Here is a 16,037-nt window from a genome sequence, read left to right on the forward strand (position 1 = left end):
ACAATGGATTATGAACGCCTGATTGACGAGGAAACCTGGGCGTTCATACGTCGCACGGCTGAAAGCTATCCTGATGATGCGGTTGATCTTTCAATCGAAGATCAGCGCCGCGTCTATGACACCATGTGTCAGGATTTCCGCCAACCGCGACCTGTCGGGGTGGAAACACAGGATCTGACAGCCGATGGAGTTCCTGTCCGCATCTACACCGCTGGTCAGCCCACCCGATCCGTCGTTTATTTCCATGGCGGTGGATTTGTGTTGGGTGGGCTGGACAGCCACGATGACGTCTGCGCTGAACTTTGCGCGCAAACAGGGTATCGTGTGGTCGCAGTTGACTACAGGCTGTGCCCTGAACATGTGCACCCCGCGCAGTTCGATGATTGTTGGACAGCAGTGATCTGGGCAGCGCGTGAATATGGTGACCCGTTGATCTTGGCGGGTGACAGTGCCGGAGGAAACCTTGCCGCTGCGGTGTCCCATCACGCGCGGGGCCGATTGGACGGCATTTTGGGCCAAGTGCTGATTTTTCCCCTGCTTGGTGGGGACCGAACCAATGGCTCCTACCTGGAACACGCCCACGCCCCGTTGCTGACTTTGGACGATATAAAGTTCTATGAATCCGTCCGATACGCCGGGGATCAGCCCGAAGGTGACCCAACCTATTTACCTTTGCAGGACAGTGATTTTTCGAACCTGCCGCCCACAGTAGTGGTGACTGCAGATTGCGATCCGCTACGGGATGATGGGCCGAACTACTGCGAGAAGATAGCGGCGACAGGAGGTAAGGCCCATTGGATCAATGAGCCCGGCCTGGTTCATGGCTATTTGCGCGCTCGTACCTCGGTGAAACGCGCAGCAGAAAGCTTTGAGCGTATCTCGGTCGCTATCGAAGCGCTGGGGCAGGGGATCTGGTCTTACTACTAAGTCCTTTACCGCCTAAAAAGCGGATGAACGTTATCGCAAGAAAACTTCGCCCTTCATCGTTTCTGCGACGGGCGCGCCCATGCGATGCAGGATCGTGGGGGCCAACTGCAATTGGTCGATTATAGTATCTGCGTCGGGGCCGTCCGCGTTGCCGAAGTAATACAGCGCCGTTTCCTGCTGCAGCGGTCCTCGCCCACCGTGATGACCGCGTTCATCCTGACCGTGATCAGCGGTCACGATAACTTCGTAGCCCAGTTGCCGCCAACGGGGAATGAAGGGCGCCAGCATCTCGTCCGCGACAAAGCATGCGTGGTCCATTTCCTCGCAATCGTGGAAGAACCGGTGACCCATGCTGTCCAACGTGCAGGCGTGCAGGATGCCATAATCCAGCCCGAAGCGCAGGCAGAGATTCGTGAGGGTTCCGTACAGATCGACATCGGACGGTGTCATCTGATTGTCTTTGCCATAGCCGGTCATGGTGTGGAAACGACCGTGGTTGATGGTCTGGCTTTCGGGTTCGTCATATTCGATGTCACGGACATAGTCGAAGGGGTGGCGGTTGAAAAACTGCGACCAATAGCTGTGGGTGACCGCTCCGGTTACACCGCCGCCTTCGCGGACCTGGCTGAACACATCCTTGTGGCTCAGCCGAAAAACATTGCCGTTGCCGGTGCAGCCATGTTCCTGCGGTGTCACACCTGTATGGATCGATGCATAGCAGCTGGCCGAAGTAGAGGGCAGCACTGCGCGCAGCTTCCAAACCCGCGCGTCGCCGCTGTCGACCCAGCCTTCCAGATTGCCAAACAGGCGGCGAAAATTACGGTAGGGGACGCCGTCCAGAATGATGAGCAGAAGTTTGCGGTCCATGCCCGAGCCTTTCAGTAATTTCTTCAGCCGAGCCTAGGAGATTCGCGGCTCAAAACACGACTGTTCACGCCCCCAATAGCAAAATCCCGACACCTGTCATTGGACAAAGCGCCGGGATTTTCAGATTTCATGGAACTGTCACAAGCGTGGATCAGTTCCCCGCGCTCTCCATCTTGCGATGGGCGACAACCTCTTCCAGCCAGCCCAGATGCATTTCGGGCACGGAACTGAGCAAAAGGTCGGTATAGTCGTCGAATGGCGGGCTGAGCACCTGCGATTTTGGACCGTACCGCACAACTCGTCCCTGATACATCACCGCAATACTGTCGCTGATTGCACGGACAGTTGCCAGATCGTGGGTGATGAACAGATAGGCCACATTCTCGATCTTCTGCAGGTCTAGAAGCAGCTTGAGAATACCATCCGCCACAAGTGGGTCGAGCGCCGATGTCACCTCATCACAGATGATCATCTTGGGTTTCGCAGCCAGGGATCGCGCGATGCAAACACGCTGTTTCTGACCACCAGACAGCTCGGCCGGATATCGGTCGATGAACTTTTCGCCCAGTTCGATTTCATCCAGCAATTCGATGATCCGCTTGCGCTTTTCCGCTCCGCGCATGTTGAAGTAGAACTCCAGCGGGCGGCCAATGATTGTACCAACCGTCTGACGCGGGTTCATCGCCACGTCGGCCATCTGATAGATCATCTGCAATTCGCGCAGGTCTTCGCGGGTTCGGCCTTTGAGGTCCGACGAGAGCTTGCGCCCGGCAAAGGTAATCTCTCCTTCGCGCGGTGGCAGCAGGCCAGTGATCACGCGCGCCAGCGTGGACTTGCCCGAGCCAGACTCGCCGACAACAGCCAATGTCTGCCCCGGATGAAGCTCGACATTGACGTTGTGCAACACGTCGAAATTCAGGCCCTTATAACGCGCAGTGATCCCATCAACGCTGAGCACGGGGTCCGCCGTTGGCTGTTTCTCTTCATGCTCGATCGAGCGTACCGAGACCAAAGCTTGCGTATACTCTTCCTGCGGATTGTTGATGATCTGATCCGTGTTCCCGTATTCAACGGTATTGCCCATTTTCAGGACCATGATGTCGTCGCTCACTTGCGCCACAACCGCAAGGTCGTGGGTGATATACAGCGCGGCAACACCAGTGTCGGCAATGGCCTCTTTAATCGCCATCAACACGTCGATCTGGGTGGTCACGTCCAGCGCGGTGGTTGGTTCGTCGAACACCACCAGATCAGGTTCGGGACACAGCGCCAGCGCCGTCATGCAGCGCTGCAACTGACCCCCAGAGACCTGGTGCGGGTAACGATCGCCGATATTGTCCGGATCGGGCAGACCCAGCTTGGCGAACAGCTCACGCGCGCGACTTTCGGCTTCTTTGCGGCTGAACTTTTTCTGTTCAACCGCAGCCTCGACCACCTGATCCATGATTTTTTTGGCAGGGTTAAAGGACGCAGCAGCGGACTGAGACACGTAAGTCACCTCGCCCCCGCGCAGCTTGCGAATATCCCGATGTGAAGTTTTTAGAATATCGCGCCCGTTGACCCAAACCTCTCCGCCTGTGATCTTCACGCCACCCCGGCCATAGGCCATGGACGCTAGACCGATCGTGGATTTACCGGCCCCGGATTCACCGATCAGACCGAGCACCTTACCAGGTGCCAGGTCGAAGCTGACCCCATGGACAATCTCAATGTCATGGGGTTTTTCACCCGGTGGGTAGACGGTTGCGCCGATTTTGAGGTCGCGGACCTTGAGAAGTGGATCACTCATCCCCGGCCTCCTTTCAGTGATGTGGTTCGGTTCAAGACCCAGTCGGCCACAAGGTTGACCGAAATCGCCAGCGTCGCGATGGCAACGGCGGGCAACAAGGCGGCGGGAATGCCATACACGATGCCTTCCTTGTTCTCCTTCACGATGCCACCCCAGTCAGCCTCGGGCGGTTGTACACCAAGACCCAGGAAGGACAGGGTTGAGACGAAAAGTACGGCAAAGATGAAACGCAAGCCCATCTCGGCAACCAGCGGTGAAAGCGCGTTGGGCAGGATTTCCCGGAAGATGATCCAACCGTTTTTCTCGCCCCGAAGACGGGCGGCTTCGACATAATCCATGACTGTAATGTCGACAGCGACAGCACGGGCCAGACGATAGACCCGCGTCGAGTCCAACAAGCCCATAACGACGATCAAAATCGGAACTGTCACAGGCATCACCGACAGTACCACAAGGGCAAAGATCAAGGTCGGTATCGACATGATCAGATCGACAAAGCGCGACAGCACCTGGTCGACCCAGCCCCCCATCACAGCCGCAAAGAAGCCCAGGACCGAGCCGGTCACGAAGGACAGGATGGTCGCAGCCGTTGCGATGAAGATTGTCGTGCGACCGCCATAGATCATGCGGCTAAGCAGATCGCGACCGATATTGTCGGTGCCCAGCCAGAAGTTTGACTCGGTGAAACCTGCGGGAGCGATCCCAAGCATGATCTCGATCTTTGAGGGTTCCCATACATCGCCGACCACTTGGGCCATGCCGTAGGGGGCGATGAGCGGCGCGAACAGCGCCATGAGAAAGTAGAGGGCCGTCAGGAACAACCCGATCAGTGCGGAAATAGGGATGTTCTTCATTTCGGGTGCCTCAGACGCGGGTTGGCCAGGATCGAGACGATGTCCGCGACCATATTGAGGCCGATGTAGACGGCCGCGAAGATCAGACCACAGGCCTGCACCACCGGAACATCACGTTTCGCAACATGATCGACCAGGTATTGGCCCATTCCAGGGTAGACAAAGACCACCTCGATCACCACGACACCGACCACAAGATAGGCCAGATTCAGCATCACGACGTTTACGATCGGGGCGATGGCGTTCGGGAAGGCATGGCGTGCAATCACCTGAAACCCGGTCAGGCCTTTAAGCTCGGCGGTTTCGATATAAGCCGATTGCATGACGTTCAAAATCGCCGCACGGGTCATACGCATCATATGCGCCAAAACCACGAGCGTCAGAACCATTACGGGCAGGGCGATAGCCTGAAGCTTTTGCAAAAGGCTCATATGGTCACCAATCATTGCGACCGATGGGAACCAGCCCAGTTTTACCGCGATGAAATACATAAGCAGGTAGCCGATCAGGAATTCCGGGATCGAGATTGAGGCCAGTGTCACTGCCGAAATCAGCTTGTCAGGCCACCGGTCCTTATAGCGTACGGCAATCAGGCCCAACATGATGGCCAGAGGCACCGAAATGATCGCAGCCCAGAAGGCCAGAAAAAGGGTGTTCGACATCCGCTGTCCGATGCTTTCAGCAATGTCACGGCCGTTGGTCAAAGCGGTCCCCAGATCGCCTTGCAGGGCCCCAAACAGCCAGTCGAAATAGCGGGTGAGCGGCGGATCATTCAGCCCGAGCTCTTCACGAAGGTTGGCCAGCGACTCCGGCGTAGCGGATTGCCCCAGGATCGATTGTGCCACATCGCCGGGCAAAATCATTGTCCCTGCAAAAATCAGTGCTGACGCCGCGATAAGGAGAAGGGTACTCAGCGCAAGGCGCTGAGCAACCAGTATTATGATGGGATGCATTGACCTGGAACCTTAGGCTTTCCAGGTGAATTTCGACGCGTACCAATACATCATGGCGCCGTTCGGGTCAGGAACATATCCTTGGACTTCGTTGCTGACTGCGTCAATGAAGTCGTTGAACATTGGCAGGATCAGGCCGCCTTCGTCACGCACCATCATGCCCATTTTCGAGTAGATTTCCTTGCGCTTCGCGTCATCCAGTTCGCTGCGTGCCGCCAGCAGCATTTCGTCAAACTCGGGGCGCTTGAAGCGTGTGTCGTTCCAGTCAGCAGTTGACAGATACGCGGTCGCGTACATCTGATCCTGAACCGGGCGCCCGCTCCAGTACGACGCGCAGAATGGTTGCACATTCCAGACTTCGGACCAGTACCCGTCATTTGGTTCGCGTTTGACCTCCAAAGGAATCCCCGCAGCCTGTGCCGTTTGCTGGAACAATGCGGCTGCGTCCACGGCACCGGGGAAGGCTCCATCGGCCGTGCGAAGGATGATCGGTGAGCCGTCATGCCCGGATTTCTTGTAATGCTCAGCAGCTTTTGCTGGGTCGTACTCACGCTGCGGAATACTATCGTCAAACAGCGGATAGGCAGCGTTGATTGGCATGTCGTTGCCGATACCGCCATACCCGCGCAGGATTTTATCAACCATTTCCTCGCGGTTGATGGCATATTTCAATGCCAACCTCAGTTCGTTTGCATCAAATGGTGCAGTATCCACATGCATGATGAACACGTAGTGGCCCCGCCCCGAGACATTCTGAACCGACAGATTTGGCGCCCGGTCCAGCAGTTGGGCAATCTTGGGCTCAACCCGGTTGATGATGTCTACCTGACCTGACTGAAGTGCGGCGGTCCGGGCTGTTGCATCGTTCAGCGTGATTACTTCGACACTGTCGTAATGGGCAAAAGCGTCGCCGCCCCAGTAATTCGGATTGCGGACAAACTGCATACGCACGCCTGGCTCGTCGCTCTCCAGAACATAAGGTCCGGTGCCGACGGCCGAGTTCGGATCATCAAAGCCACCGTCTGGCTGGATTTTCAAGTGATAGTCGGCAAGCAAGTAGGGTAGATCGGCATTGCCGATTTCCATTGTGACTTCAAAGGTGTCCCCGTCGACCCGCATCGATTCAATGCCCTGCACGATACCTAGTGCACCAGACTGAGAATCTTCATTTGTGTGGCGCTCCATCGTGCGCATGATGTCTTCTGGGGTGACTGTTTTACCATTGGAGAATTCGATACCCTGTCGGACTTTGAAGCGCCAAGTCTTTGCATCCGCAGACCCTTCCCAGCTTTCGGCAACCAACCCTTCAAGTTCGCCCTTGCCATTTACTTCGACCAGCGTCTCGCCCCACTGCTGGCCACCAGCAATCGGAACATCGGACGACCACAACGCCGGATCCTGCGTATTTGTGCTTTCGCCCCCTTGAACGCCCATTTTGAAGGTTCCACCCTTCACTGGACCCGCCGCACGAGCGGCGTCGGCAAACATAGTGCTGGCCATGGCAGCCGAAACACCCAATGCAGCTGCTTTCCCCATGAATTCGCGGCGGGTCATTTTCCCTGCTGTGACCTGACCGGCCATATGTGTGATTTGTTCGTTCATTTAATCTTCTCCCTATTGAGTGGTATTAGCCCTTTTCGGACTTTTTATTGACGCTTGAGTCAACGTTGGCTTATTTCTGCTAGTCGGGCAAGGATATTTCGTGCCGATATCAAAAACGATCGTCTGCACATGGACGACACGAAGGGATGTCACGAACGCAGTGTCCGTGATCTGTCTAAAAGAAAACTGGCAATTTTTGATATTTCCAGACGCTTGTGGATCACAATGTGGGCAAGGCGTCTAATTACCCTCGTATTGCGACGACCAGATCCATGACGTTGGTCCCGGTTGGTCCGGTCGTCAGCAACGCGTCAACTTTGTCCAGAAACGATCCACTGTCAGCATTTTGAAGATAGGTTTCGGCCCCATCGGCCCAGGTGGTGCCGCAAACGATTCCTCCGGCTTCCTTTGTCGGGCCGTCGGTTCCATCCGTGCCGCCAACAACAATTGCCAGGCCAGACTGCCCCGAGATTTCTTTGGCCAAAGCAAGCGCCAGTGCCTGATTACGACCCCCACGACCGGGTTTTTCCGGCAGGACTACAGTTGGTTCACCGCCAAAGATCATAACGCCTTTGTCCATGCCGCGCAGCATTGGCCCCAGTTTCGCGGCGACTTGCAAATAGTCGTCATGCAGGGCCTCTTCATTTGCAAAAACCGCAAGGCCCGCCACATCCGCAGCCGTGGCCGCCGCATTCCGCGCATGGGCATTGGAAGCCACGATCTGCGTGGTGGCGGTAAAGGTGTAGTTGTCCGGCAACGCGCCGATGCCCGAGCCAATGATATTCAGATCATCCCCTGGCACATCGGAAATCGCCAGCACAGTGGCACGCGCGCCTTTGAAATGAGACAGCAATCCGCCGCCTTTGATACGAGACAGCTTGCGCCGCTCGGCGTTCATGGCGCGGATGTCCAAACCTTCCGACAGCAGCTTGCGATTCAACGCCTCAAGATCACCCAAAGATGTTCCTGGCAACAGATCCTCGGCCAATGAGGATGCCCCGCCCGAAACCAGCAACAGGACATGTGACCCGGGGTGCATCTGCTCCATCGCCAAGCGCAGCGCCCGCCCACCGGCAAGGCTGCGGTCGTCTGGCACCGGGTGCGAAGCTTCGATTACCTCGACCGCGTCTGGCAGGTCGCGGCCGTGATCGTCCTTGGTCACGACAAGCGTGGGGACCGAGCCAAATTGCGCCAGCGCTGCACGCGCCATCGCAGCCGCGGGTTTGCCGACGGCCAGTATCCGGTCCGGTTTGGGAACACCAGGCAGTGCGGCTTTGGTGGCGGTATATCCGTCAACCGCATCAACCCCGGCCTGCCAAAAATCTACCGCTTGTTTTGATATGTCCATCAGTTCTCGATCCAGATCGTGACAGGGCCGTCATTCACAAGTTCAACCGCCATGTCAGCCCCAAACTGTCCGGTTTCCACCGCAACGCCCTGTGCGCCAAGGTGAGCTGCAAATTCCTTGTACAGGTGCTCGCCCTGATCCGGTGGTGCTGCGTTTGAAAACCCTGGCCGGTTGCCGCTTGTTGTATCGGCGGCCAGCGTGAACTGGCTGATCACCAACGCTGATCCGCCAACATCCAGCAACGAGCGGTTCATTTTACCCGAGTCATCCTTGAAGATACGCAGTTTCGCGGCTTTTTCTGCAAGCTTTCTGGCCTGCATCTCATCATCGCCCTGCATTGCGCAAACAAGAATCATGAGGCCCGGCCCTGACGAACCTATGGCTGCGTCATCAACCGACACTTTGGCGTATGACACCCTCTGCAATACTGCGCGCACTCAGGTTACTCCCTTTAGATGACAAAACTGCCTGAGCGACCGTTTAACCGCGCCACTCCACAAAGTCACTTGGCTCGGCGCGATCTGTTCGAAAGTTATTTGCCGGATGATCCGGATCGGCAAAGCCAAACGAAATTGCGCAGAGGATCAGGCGATCCTCAGGGATTTGAAAATACCGATGCAGAAAGGGGCCGTAAGTGGCCAGGGCCGCTTGGGGGATTGTCGCCACACCCAGTGCCTGCGCGGCCAGCGTGAAGGCCGTGACAAAACCACCGCAATCCATCGCGCCATAGGGTCCAAGTTCTGCCGGACTTGATAGGATGGCGCAGTGTGGCGCGCCGAACAGGGAAAAGTTCTGCATCATCTGCTGCGCCGACCCGGCGCGATCCCCGCGTTCCACTCCAACAGCTTCGTAAAGCGCCCAGCCACAGGCGCGGCGGCGGTCTTGGTACACGCCAGAATAAGATGTTGGAAACGGAAGATCGGGAGCGGGCGTTCCGCTGACAGCCTCGTTTTGCATCGCTTCACGGAAAGTATCCGTTTCGTCTGCGCTGGTGATTGCCAACTGCCAGGGTTGCGCATTGCACCAGCTGGGAACGCGAGATGCGCTGGCGACGATCTGCTCGATCTGCGCGCGGGGGACAGGATCAGGCAGAAACGCCCGGCAGGAATGGCGGTCTCTCAGAAGGGTATTCAGTTCAGCAAACGACACAACAGGCTCATCCCTTTGTTTTCCGAACTGAACATGGCCGCGCTTCGTCGGATGCACAAGCCTGTCTGCAGGTCTGCCTATTGCCCGGTGGCCGCCAAATAGCCGACACCCGCAGCCAGCAGCAATCCCAGCACAACAGCGATGGTTATCTTGATGGCTGACCACGGGCGTTCGCCCTGAACCCGCCCGGTTCTGCCATTGACCACAAACCGATACGTCTGGCCGCGGTATTTGTAAGCGGCCATCCAAACCGGCAGCAGGATATGCTTGAACGTGACATCGCGCACGTCTGTATCGACCGCATGAATGCGCTGCCGGTCGCCGCCGATGTCAAAACGAACATCCCGCTCGATCACGCGTGCCATATGCGCGCGCGCTTCGACGTACCCTTCCCGCAGTTCAACGCTGTAGGCTTCAGCCCGGAAGCCTGCGAGGTATTCGGGCTGATAGGGCTCCAGCGCGGGCAGATCCCAGGGTTCCAACGCGTCGGTGTAGCTTTTGGGAAGCGACTTCGATGCCAACACCAGCACGTCGTCAAAAAACCGCGCGACGCGGCCGGACTTGGGGGTCCAGCGTACCTTTGGCACTTGTTGCTGAACCCGCTTGCCGTCTCGCATCACGGTGCGGGTTTCATAATAGACAGTACCGCGTTCGCCGCGATACGAAGACTTGGTGTCGGCATCGAAAGTCCAGTAAGGCACGTAAATGCCCTGCATCTTGCGCCCTTTGCGGGCATATTCCTTCAACCCGTTTGGTGCGAACCATAGTCGCCCCAACCAATCGCCCATCGCCTTGTGGGCTGATCGTTCGTCGAACGCAAAAGGCAATACGCCCTTTGGTTTGATATGCCGGTTGATCCCGGTATCTGTCACGACCGGCGTGGCACAGAACGGGCATTCGGCGGCATGGGTGTTTGGGTCAAACTCTACCTGCGCGGCACAGTTTGGGCACGACAGAACGCGGGTTTCCTCGATCTCGCTGTCCGGCAGGCGGTCAGCGATGGCGGCGTCAAAGTCCAGCTCTCGCAGACTTGCACCGCCCCACGGTCCGGCACTGATCGGCTCGGAATGTCCACAATGATCGCAGGTTAAGGTACCATCACCCGGATTGAACCGGTAGTCCGCGCCGCATTGGTCACAGGGGAAACGATGTTCTGCAATATCAGGAGCAGTGACGTGTGTCATGATTTACCCGGTGGTCACGATGAATATGAAAGAAGACCGTGTTTGTTCACGTCCCGGGCGGCGGCGGAGGCAAGATCGTGAACAACTGCGCCAGTTCCTGCACGTCGCCTGCCTTTTTCCAGCCGTCCTGTCCCGCAGTCCAGACATATGTGTCACGTGTCAGTTCGCCTTCGCTGGCCATGCGCCCCATCTTGGCTTTGGAAAACGGCCCGCTTGTCTGACCATCCACAGCGATATGCCACACATGCTCGACAGGTGGCGGAGGAGGCGGTGCCGCGTGTGCTGCCGCTTGCGGGGCAGCGGGGGCGGGCGATCCCCAAGGGCCGCTCGGCTGGCCCGCTGCCATGTTCGACATCTGATGCGCCATTGCCATCCCCATACCCATGCCAAGACCGGCGCCCATGCCACCGCCTTGACCCGGATTACTGGCCGCGGCCGTCATCGCCTCTGCTGCCGAATATTGAGTGAACTTGCCCAGATCGCCCGCCAAACCCATCGAAGTCCGCTTATCCAGAGCTGCCTCAACCGCCGGGGGCAGCGAGATGTTCTCGATGTAAAACTCCGGCATTTCCAGCCCATAGCTGTCCAAGACTGGTGAAACTTCGGCAGCGATCAGCTTGCCCAGATCGGCGGTGTTTGCGGCCATGTCCAGAACAGGAATGCCTGAGCCCGAGATGACGCGGCTGAACTCCTGTACGATGATATTGCGCACCTGGAAACTGATTTCGTCCATGGTGAATTCGCCATCTGTTCCGACGATTTCCACGAGGAACTTCGCGGGGTCCTTAACACGCACCGTGTAGGTGCCATAGGCGCGGATACGGGTTGGCCCGAACTCGGGATCGCGCAGCATGATGGGGTTCTTGGTGCCCCATTTCAGGTCGTTGAACCGAGTTGTGTTGACGAAATAGATCTCGGACTTGAACGGCGACTGAAAACCGTGATCCCAATGCTGAAGGGTGGTCATGATCGGCATGTTGTTGGTCTCAAGCATATAGAGACCCGGCGTGAATACGTCGGCCAATTGCCCTTCATGCACAAATACTGCTGCCTGACCTTCGCGCACGGTCAGTTTGGCACCGTACTTGATTTCGTGCCCTTCACGCTCAAACCGCCAGACCATCGTGTCACGGGTGTCATCCACCCAATGAATGACATCAATGAATTCTCCGGTCAGAAAATCAAAAATTCCCATTTGGGTTCTCCTGTCCTTGGGGTCAGAGCGGCTGCCCCATCAATTCACGCGCAATAATACGTACGACAGGGCGTGCTTCATCCACGCCCACACCGGGCTGCAATCGCTGGTCATACAGCATCGTCAGCAGTTTCTCGTCATGGCTGGTCAGCAATGCAAACTCATCATCATCGTTAAAAATCGAAGGCCGCGCCGCCGGGCTGTCATTGGACAGGCCAAGCCCCTGGGCGATTTCCTCGTGAATGCAGCTACGGCGCACCAGGTCCGTCAGTTCAGCGCGGATCAATGCAACCGCGCGCACATATTTGTAGGGCGACGCCTTGGTCGCAGACGCAAAGACCAGACAGTCGAAATTGGCGCGTGGGTTGGCGACCAGATCCAGCGAAGCCTGGCTGATATTCGGGATCAATTGCTTCAGGCGGGACGCGACATAGGCGCTGTCGTCCTTGCCTGCGAAAAAGACATGGAAATTGGCGTTTCGCGATACAACCGATATCGGGTGCTGGGTCAATCCGGCCAGACGACCCGCAAACACCCGAACCTGTTCCGCATCCTGTGTTCGTGTTTCGGGCAAAACCGAGGGGCCAAACTCGGTCTGGATACGAACGGGCCCCGACCAACGGCTCAGCTGCCCGTCCGTCTGGCGTGAACCAATCGAAACACTCTGCGTCGGATATTCGCTGTAGAACGCGATTGCTTCGAAATTCCGGGCCAAATCGTCCGCATCATAAGGCGTGTCCGGTCCGCCGCCGTCTGTACGCAACAGCCCCCGAACCAGAAGGTCACGTTCAACGCGCTGGTAAAACCGCGCCAGATCCTGACTGGCTGCCGAGGGTGGTACATACGCATTCGCCGCCGTCGGTGCGGGTTCCGGGCGAGGCTGCGGCGCAACAGTAGATGTAAGGGTTTCATCGCAATTGGCCAACGCCAAAACCGAAGTCACACCCAACGCAAGTTTCAGAGAATTGAAGTGCCGCACACCGATCCTGCCTTTAGCCGGGAACTGCAGTGCCGGCATTGTCACCAACACCGTCCTGGCGCGCTTTGGCAGAGGCCAAAGTGTCGCGTAGTTCGGCTTCCATCTTTTGCAGTTCAACTTCGGCCGCAGCGCGTTTGGCCTTGCCTTCATCTGCAATTGCAAGACTTTCGTTGATGGTCCCGATCAGGTCAGCATTGGCCTGCTTGACGGCTTCAATGTCGAACACGCCGCGCTCCATTTCCTCGCGGATCATCTTGTTGGATTCGCGAAGATTCGCCGCGTTCGAGGTCAGCAGTTCGTTTGTCAGATCGTTGGCGTCACGCACGGCGGCGGCAGCTTCGGCGCTGCGCTGGATGGTGACAGCTTGCGCCAGCTGGGTTTCCCACAGAGGAACTGTGTTGACCAGGGTCGAGTTGATCTTGGTCACCAGCGACTTGTCGTTTTCCTGTACCAAACGGATCGATGGCAGCGACTGCATCGTAACCTGGCGGGTCAGTTTCAGATCATGAACACGGCGTTCCAGATCGTCCCGTGCGGCGCGCATGTCGCGCAGCTCTTGCGCTTTCATGACCTGTTGATCTTCGGGCGCGGCCTCTACCTCGGCCTCTTTTTCCGGAATGTCGTGGCTGTCCAGTTCGGTCAGCTTTTCCTCGCCTGCAGCGATGTAAAGCGCCAGTTCGTCGTAGAAGTCCAACGTCTTTTCATACAGCAGATCAAGCGATTTGATGTCTTTCAGCAGGGTATGCTCATGGCCCAGAAGAACGTCGGTGATACGGTCGATCTGGCCCTGAACTTCTTCGTACTGAGCGGTGAATTTGGCAAAAGGCGCGGCCTTGCCCAGCAGTTTTTCCCACCAGCTGCGTTCGCGGCGCACGTCCAGTTCACTGACCGAGAAGCCACGGATCGTGGTGACGATATTGCGCAGGCTGTCTCCGGCGGGGCCCACATCCTTGTTGCGCACATCCGCCAGCATCGCCTGACTGATTTCCTGCAACTCGGCCTGTGCAGATGACCCAAAAGACACGATCGAGTTGGTATTGCCAATGTCGATTTCATCCATCCGCTTGCGGATTTCTGCACTGACGGGTTCGTCGGCGTCTTCCAGCGACACAACCTCGGCCTGCGGTTCAGGCAAGGCAACGGCGGTGACTTCCTGCACCAGAGTTTCAGCCTGAACTGCCTTGTTCTTGATCTCATCGGACATGGGTATGTTCCTCGCTCAGATAATGGCCGGTCAGTCCAACCGGACGCCTTCGCGCTGCAGTCTTTCGCGCAACACGTCAATTTCAACCGTCAGATCACTGCGGTCATCCAATAGCATTTTGCGCGTACGCGCGGCGAAATTCTGTTCCAGATCGTCCAGCAAAGCAGAGTAATCCGCAAGCGCCTGCGCATCGCGGGTTCGGGCGTAGACGTCCGCAAACTTGACGGTCGCGTCCCGTGCGCCCTGCAAATACACGGTCAGGTACTTTCTGGCACCGGCCAGATCGCGGGGGTCTTCTTCGACTGTGCGGAACAAGTCCCGCGCAGTGTCCTGAAACCGTTCGACGCGGGCTTCGACCCTGCGGTCACCCGCGCGTTTGATGGCGTCCGTCATCTCAGACAGATGTTTCTCGGCATCGTCGACGACGCGGGCCACGCGATCCTGCTGAAAGGTGTCGATCCCTTCCATGCCCTTATCCTTCATCGGATCAATGCCGAATGAGACCGAGTGCAAAACGGTAGCCGCCACTCCAAAAAGCACCGGGGCCAACAAGCTGGCTTGTGCCGCAGTTTCTGCATCCAGAAACTCGGTCCTGTATGTGGCTAGCCCTGCACCCAGGCCCGTTAGAATGCTGGCAAATATCTTGCGCGGAAAAGCAGGCCGTCGGGCGGTCTTTCGGGCGTTATACGCGGCTTCGGCCCGCAAACCTTCGCGCAGCAGGAACGCGGCAGCTGTCAGGATACCAGCTGCGATCAGACCGATGGTCATGCCGATCGCGCCATCGTTCAGCGACAAAAACACCAAAGGAATGGCCGGAAGAAACAGAAGATTGGCACGGGCACCAGCGGGCTCGACCCGTGCACCGTCAAACTGTCCACGTGGCACAGGTGTATCGTCTGAGGTATCGCCCTGCGGGCTGTACTTGCCGCCAAACCGCTTTGCCATGGACTACAGCCCCCCGAGCAGGCCGGTGCAGACACCAAGCAATAGCAGCAACAAAACAGCGTAGGCGAGTTTTTGCACTCCGCTTCCGGACATCACGCCCCCCAAACAGCACCATTCCCTGAAAATTTAGGGGATGCGCGGGCTTAGCGCTAGGGGGAAGGTTGACGAACCTGCATCACTTGCGAGGTTTCTTGCCGATCGGTGCCCGTTTTCTTTGCGGTCGCGCCGGGCGCTTGGGTGCAGCATCTGGTTTCGCGTCTGCGTCCAGCCCAAGTTGTTCACGCATCACTCGGCGACGCACCTCTTCCACTTCACCCTGTTTCAGATCGCCCAACTGGAACGGACCGTAAGACACGCGCAAAAGGCGGTTTACTGTGAACCCGATATCTTCCATCGCACGGCGGATTTCGCGGTTCTTGCCTTCCCGAAGGCCAATGGTCAGCCAGGCATTAGCCCCTTGCTGGCGGTCAAGTGTAACGGTCATCGGCTGAAACCGCTCTCCTTCGATCACCAGCCCTTTGCGCAGTGGCTCGAAATCTTCATCTTTCGGTCGGCCATTCACCCGCACGCGATATTTGCGCAGCCAACCGGTCGAGGGCAGTTCAAGCTTGCGCTTGATCCCGCCATCATTGGTCAGCAACAGCAAGCCTTCGGAGTTCAGGTCCAGTCGCCCGACGCTCATCACCCGTGGCATGTCTTCGGGTAGCTTGTCGAAAATCGTTTCGCGGCCTTTTTCGTCGCGCGTGGTTGTCACCAATCCCGCAGGCTTGTGATACAGCCACAGGCGCGAGGGTTCCGGTTCCGAGACGGGCTTGCCATCAACAACGATCTTGTCTTTTGCCGTGACGTTCAGGGCAGGGCTGTTGATGGTCTTGCCATTCACGGCCACACGACCTGCTTCGATCATGCGCTCAGCCTCACGCCGCGATGCGATGCCAGCACGGGCCAGGACTTTGGCGATCCGGTCGCCGGGAGGAGGGGTCTTGTTCATGTCAGGCCCATAACCCATCCGGCGCGCTTGCGAAAGGCAGGTTTCTGATG

16 protein-coding genes and 1 pseudogene are annotated in these 16,037 nt (G+C 57.4%); 1 reads left to right on the forward strand and 16 read right to left on the reverse strand.

From position 1 onward, the window contains the following. Window positions 1-3 precede the first annotated feature (3 nt). Window positions 4-927, forward strand: a complete 924-nt coding sequence (locus GOV89_RS00590) for an alpha/beta hydrolase (protein ID WP_171237195.1) — start codon at window positions 4-6, stop codon at window positions 925-927. Window positions 928-957: 30 nt separating this feature from the next. Here GOV89_RS00590 and GOV89_RS00595 read toward each other — a convergent pair whose 3' ends face one another. The 16 genes and pseudogenes from GOV89_RS00595 to GOV89_RS00660 all read right to left on the reverse strand — a co-directional run bounded on the left by GOV89_RS00595 (window position 958) and on the right by GOV89_RS00660 (window position 15,987). Further along, window positions 958-1,794 (reverse strand): alkaline phosphatase family protein, encoded by an 837-nt coding sequence (locus GOV89_RS00595; protein ID WP_171175571.1) that lies wholly within the window; start codon window positions 1,792-1,794, stop codon window positions 958-960. A 151-nt stretch (window positions 1,795-1,945) separates the two neighbouring features. Next, a complete protein-coding gene (locus GOV89_RS00600) occupies window positions 1,946-3,583 on the reverse strand; it encodes an ABC transporter ATP-binding protein (protein WP_171175561.1) in 1,638 nt (545 codons plus the stop codon). Continuing rightward, window positions 3,580-4,437, reverse strand: a complete 858-nt coding sequence (locus GOV89_RS00605; RefSeq protein WP_171175559.1) for an ABC transporter permease — start codon at window positions 4,435-4,437, stop codon at window positions 3,580-3,582. The genes GOV89_RS00600 and GOV89_RS00605 overlap by 4 nt, the downstream gene beginning before the upstream one ends. Next, window positions 4,434-5,039 carry an ABC transporter permease gene (locus GOV89_RS23015; RefSeq protein WP_371732306.1) on the reverse strand — a complete coding sequence of 202 codons (606 nt, stop codon included), beginning with the start codon at window positions 5,037-5,039 and terminating at the stop codon, window positions 4,434-4,436. Before GOV89_RS23015 ends, GOV89_RS00605 begins: the two co-directional genes overlap by 4 nt. Next, window positions 5,027-5,128 carry a hypothetical protein gene (locus GOV89_RS23020; RefSeq protein ID WP_371732307.1) on the reverse strand — a complete coding sequence of 34 codons (102 nt, stop codon included), beginning with the start codon at window positions 5,126-5,128 and terminating at the stop codon, window positions 5,027-5,029. The genes GOV89_RS23015 and GOV89_RS23020 overlap by 13 nt, the downstream gene beginning before the upstream one ends. A 37-nt stretch (window positions 5,129-5,165) precedes the next feature. Further along, a pseudogene (locus tag GOV89_RS23025) lies at window positions 5,166-5,390 on the reverse strand (ABC transporter permease); the annotation flags it as partial. Between the two features lie 12 nt (window positions 5,391-5,402). Next, window positions 5,403-6,992, reverse strand: coding sequence for an ABC transporter substrate-binding protein (locus GOV89_RS00615; protein WP_171175554.1), 1,590 nt, complete (start codon window positions 6,990-6,992; stop codon window positions 5,403-5,405). A 244-nt stretch (window positions 6,993-7,236) separates the two neighbouring features. Beyond that, window positions 7,237-8,340 carry a DUF4147 domain-containing protein gene (locus GOV89_RS00620; RefSeq protein WP_171237196.1) on the reverse strand — a complete coding sequence of 368 codons (1,104 nt, stop codon included), beginning with the start codon at window positions 8,338-8,340 and terminating at the stop codon, window positions 7,237-7,239. Then, on the reverse strand, window positions 8,340-8,777 hold the full coding sequence (dtd, locus tag GOV89_RS00625; RefSeq protein ID WP_171175550.1) for a D-aminoacyl-tRNA deacylase: 438 nt from the start codon (window positions 8,775-8,777) through the stop codon (window positions 8,340-8,342). The genes GOV89_RS00620 and dtd overlap by 1 nt, the downstream gene beginning before the upstream one ends. A gap of 43 nt (window positions 8,778-8,820) precedes the next feature. Next, window positions 8,821-9,489, reverse strand: a complete 669-nt coding sequence (locus GOV89_RS00630) for a nitroreductase (protein WP_171175548.1) — start codon at window positions 9,487-9,489, stop codon at window positions 8,821-8,823. 77 nt (window positions 9,490-9,566) lie between these two features. Further along, the gene (locus tag GOV89_RS00635) at window positions 9,567-10,673 is read right to left on the reverse strand and encodes a TFIIB-type zinc finger domain-containing protein (RefSeq protein WP_171175546.1); all 1,107 of its coding nucleotides are present in this window, start codon (window positions 10,671-10,673) and stop codon (window positions 9,567-9,569) included. Window positions 10,674-10,719: 46 nt separating this feature from the next. Next, window positions 10,720-11,868 (reverse strand): SPFH domain-containing protein, encoded by a 1,149-nt coding sequence (locus GOV89_RS00640; protein WP_171175544.1) that lies wholly within the window; start codon window positions 11,866-11,868, stop codon window positions 10,720-10,722. Between the two features lie 22 nt (window positions 11,869-11,890). Beyond that, window positions 11,891-12,886, reverse strand: coding sequence for a DUF2927 domain-containing protein (locus GOV89_RS00645; protein WP_171237571.1), 996 nt, complete (start codon window positions 12,884-12,886; stop codon window positions 11,891-11,893). Next, complete coding sequence (locus GOV89_RS00650; protein WP_171237197.1) at window positions 12,861-14,051, reverse strand: toxic anion resistance protein; 1,191 nt, start codon at window positions 14,049-14,051, stop codon at window positions 12,861-12,863. Before GOV89_RS00650 ends, GOV89_RS00645 begins: the two co-directional genes overlap by 26 nt. A gap of 30 nt (window positions 14,052-14,081) precedes the next feature. Then, window positions 14,082-14,996: a 5-bromo-4-chloroindolyl phosphate hydrolysis family protein gene (locus GOV89_RS00655; RefSeq protein ID WP_171175538.1), complete on the reverse strand. Its 915-nt coding sequence runs from the start codon at window positions 14,994-14,996 to the stop codon at window positions 14,082-14,084. Between the two features lie 175 nt (window positions 14,997-15,171). Beyond that, window positions 15,172-15,987: a pseudouridine synthase gene (locus tag GOV89_RS00660; protein ID WP_245223222.1), complete on the reverse strand. Its 816-nt coding sequence runs from the start codon at window positions 15,985-15,987 to the stop codon at window positions 15,172-15,174. Window positions 15,988-16,037 lie beyond the last annotated feature (50 nt).

This window comes from Ruegeria sp. HKCCA5763 (assembly GCF_013034545.1).
Classification (GTDB): domain Bacteria; phylum Pseudomonadota; class Alphaproteobacteria; order Rhodobacterales; family Rhodobacteraceae; genus Ruegeria.

What these genes read in the sequence shown, in the direction of transcription:
- GOV89_RS00595 (WP_171175571.1), bottom strand. Translation starts at nt 1,794, where the DNA reads ATGGACCGCAAACTTCTGCTCATCATTCTGGACGGCGTCCCCTACCGT.
- GOV89_RS00650 (WP_171237197.1), bottom strand. Translation starts at nt 14,051, where the DNA reads ATGTCCGATGAGATCAAGAACAAGGCAGTTCAGGCTGAAACTCTGGTG.
- GOV89_RS00645 (WP_171237571.1), bottom strand. Translation starts at nt 12,886, where the DNA reads ATGCCGGCACTGCAGTTCCCGGCTAAAGGCAGGATCGGTGTGCGGCAC.
- GOV89_RS00605 (WP_171175559.1), bottom strand. Translation starts at nt 4,437, where the DNA reads ATGAAGAACATCCCTATTTCCGCACTGATCGGGTTGTTCCTGACGGCC.
- GOV89_RS23015 (WP_371732306.1), bottom strand. Translation starts at nt 5,039, where the DNA reads ATGTTGGGCCTGATTGCCGTACGCTATAAGGACCGGTGGCCTGACAAG.
- GOV89_RS00620 (WP_171237196.1), bottom strand. Translation starts at nt 8,340, where the DNA reads ATGGACATATCAAAACAAGCGGTAGATTTTTGGCAGGCCGGGGTTGAT.
- GOV89_RS00615 (WP_171175554.1), bottom strand. Translation starts at nt 6,992, where the DNA reads ATGAACGAACAAATCACACATATGGCCGGTCAGGTCACAGCAGGGAAA.
- GOV89_RS00660 (WP_245223222.1), bottom strand. Translation starts at nt 15,987, where the DNA reads ATGAACAAGACCCCTCCTCCCGGCGACCGGATCGCCAAAGTCCTGGCC.
- GOV89_RS00635 (WP_171175546.1), bottom strand. Translation starts at nt 10,673, where the DNA reads ATGACACACGTCACTGCTCCTGATATTGCAGAACATCGTTTCCCCTGT.
- GOV89_RS00590 (WP_171237195.1), top strand. Translation starts at nt 4, where the DNA reads ATGGATTATGAACGCCTGATTGACGAGGAAACCTGGGCGTTCATACGT.
- GOV89_RS00600 (WP_171175561.1), bottom strand. Translation starts at nt 3,583, where the DNA reads ATGAGTGATCCACTTCTCAAGGTCCGCGACCTCAAAATCGGCGCAACC.
- GOV89_RS00655 (WP_171175538.1), bottom strand. Translation starts at nt 14,996, where the DNA reads ATGGCAAAGCGGTTTGGCGGCAAGTACAGCCCGCAGGGCGATACCTCA.
- GOV89_RS00640 (WP_171175544.1), bottom strand. Translation starts at nt 11,868, where the DNA reads ATGGGAATTTTTGATTTTCTGACCGGAGAATTCATTGATGTCATTCAT.